Source organism: Pantoea sp. BAV 3049, assembly GCF_009765445.1.
Taxonomy (GTDB): Bacteria; Pseudomonadota; Gammaproteobacteria; order Enterobacterales; family Enterobacteriaceae; genus Erwinia.
Genome location: NZ_WHOY01000007.1, coordinates 1 through 1,969 on the forward strand (window position 1 = coordinate 1; position 1,969 = coordinate 1,969).

The 1,969-nt window shown below is 49.9% G+C and carries 3 protein-coding genes; 1 reads left to right on the plus strand and 2 read right to left on the minus strand.

Features of this window, described 5'->3' with window-relative positions; all coding sequences use genetic code 11:
• Nucleotides 1–59: 59 nt before the first annotated feature.
• A complete protein-coding gene (locus tag GSQ70_RS00560; protein ID WP_158780468.1) occupies nt 60–638 on the minus strand; it encodes a TetR/AcrR family transcriptional regulator in 579 nt (192 codons plus the stop codon).
• 76 nt (nt 639–714) lie between these two features.
• Between GSQ70_RS00560 and GSQ70_RS00565 the strand changes: the two genes are divergently transcribed.
• Complete coding sequence (locus tag GSQ70_RS00565) at nt 715–1,764, plus strand: aldo/keto reductase (protein ID WP_158780469.1); 1,050 nt, start codon at nt 715–717, stop codon at nt 1,762–1,764.
• Between the two features lie 21 nt (nt 1,765–1,785).
• On the opposite strand, the gene GSQ70_RS00570 is transcribed toward GSQ70_RS00565, so the two are convergent.
• Nucleotides 1,786–1,969 (minus strand): helix-turn-helix domain-containing protein (locus GSQ70_RS00570; protein WP_158780470.1); only part of this gene is annotated, 184 nt, incomplete at its 5' end.

The window sequence follows — 1,969 nt, forward strand, 5'->3', positions numbered from 1 at the left end:
AGGGGTCTGATGCTCAGTGGAACGAAAACTCACGTTTAGAGATTTTGTCAGGCCGGGCCTTACTCATCCCGGCATCTGTAACCATTCAATTTTGCTATGTCTGTAGACATTCCGGAAAAAACAAGATCTAAAATCCTCTCTGTCTGTTCTCTTCCTTCGTCAGATGGTGATAGGCGTAATAACAATCCGAGAAGCGTCAGAATATCATCAGGTCTTGCCCTAGCATGAATATCTCCCGATTCTTCACATGCGTTAATCAAGCAGCTAACAGCACTCCTCAGCGCTTCAATTCCCTGCTCCGGCACCGCAGTACTGAATGTGTCAGCAATTCCGTGTTTCACTGCGCCAAATTGCACGAAGCGTTTGCACCAGAGCCGAAAGGCAACCAAAGATGGATGGCTGGCAAGCAGACTGGCTGCCAGTTCCACCAATGCGTCGATTTCCTGTCGGTATATTCCCAACAATAACGCCTCCCTGCTCGGAAAGTGGCGATAAAGTGTCCCGGCCCCAACACCTGCGGCTTTAGCTATCGAATTGAGCGACGCTGTCGGATCGGCAGCGAACGCACTACGTGCCACATTTAAAATGCGTTCTCTGTTTGCCTTGGCATCGGCCCGCAGCGCATCGCTTTCTTTCATTTTTCCCTTGACTAAATGGAGAACTCTCCGATAAAAGTGGATATATGTCCGCTTATTAAATCACACAGGAAATTGTATGCAATACGTTAAATTGGGACGCTCAGGTTTAGATATTTCTCCGGTCTGTATCGGTTGCATGGGGTTCGGCAATCCTGAACGCGGTCATCCTGCATGGTCACTTCCTGAAGATGAGAGCCGCTTGTTGATCCGATATGCCATTGAGCGCGGGATTAACTTCTTTGATACCGCTAACATGTATTCAACTGGCAACAGCGAAGAAATTCTCGGAAAAGCGATACGCGACTTCACTAACAGAGATGCTATTGTCATTGCCACCAAACTGGCAGCTGGTATGCGAAACGGACCAAATGCTGTGGGATTGTCGCGTAAGGCAATTCTGGCGGAGGTGGATAATAGTTTGCAGCGCCTTGGCACTGACTATATTGACCTCTACCAGATTCATCGTCGGGATCAAGCCACGCCATGGGAAGAAACGCTGGAAACACTTCATGATGTTGTTAAGGCCGGTAAAGTTCGCTATCTCGGCGCCTCATCAATGATGGCCTGGGAATTTTCGAAAGCGCTACACCTGCAGGAGAAGAATAACTGGGTTCGCTTTATTTCAATGCAGGACAACTACAATCTTGTTGCCAGAGAGGAGGAGCGGGAAATGTTGCCATTATGCGCTGACGAAGGAGTGCAGACGCTGGTCTACAGTCCCCTTTCCCGGGGGCGTCTGGCCCGCCCATGGGGGGTAAATACCAGACGGACTGCAACTGAACCTGCAGGCGCTGAACAGAATGAAGCTACTGCGGAAAGTGATAAAAAAATAGTGGATGCAGTCAACACTATTGCAAATGAGCGTAATGTTACACCCGCAGTAATTTCTCTGGCCTGGCTTCGTCGCCATCCTGTTGTGGCAGCCCCAATTATCGGTGCACTGAAAGTCAGTCATATCGATGATGCCATTTCCGCCCTGTCGTTTACTCTTACCGATGATGAAGCAAAGCGTCTGGAAGCACCTTATACACCCCGCTTCGACGGTCAGGGCGTATCCACTCCTGCCCTTCTTCGCAAGGCAATGGAGGCTGTAACCGGATTCAGCGATTCATTTTTGGATCAATAAGTTCGCGTATTTTCGTTGTCACTATATTGTTGTCATATCGTCTTCCAGAATTTTATACACCGTGGAGCGGGCAATGCCGAGCTGTCGGGCTATCGCCGTTGCCCCCGTTCCGTTGTGATGAAGCATCAGCACGGTGTTTCTGTCGATGGTGCGCCTGCGGCCAAACCGAATCCCCTTCAGCTTCGCGTCCTCGCGGCCCTCATTC

Excerpts from the sequence above, each read along its gene's own strand:
- GSQ70_RS00560 (WP_158780468.1), bottom strand. The coding sequence starts at position 638 with ATGAAAGAAAGCGATGCGCTGCGGGCCGATGCCAAGGCAAACAGAGAA.
- GSQ70_RS00565 (WP_158780469.1), top strand. The coding sequence starts at position 715 with ATGCAATACGTTAAATTGGGACGCTCAGGTTTAGATATTTCTCCGGTC.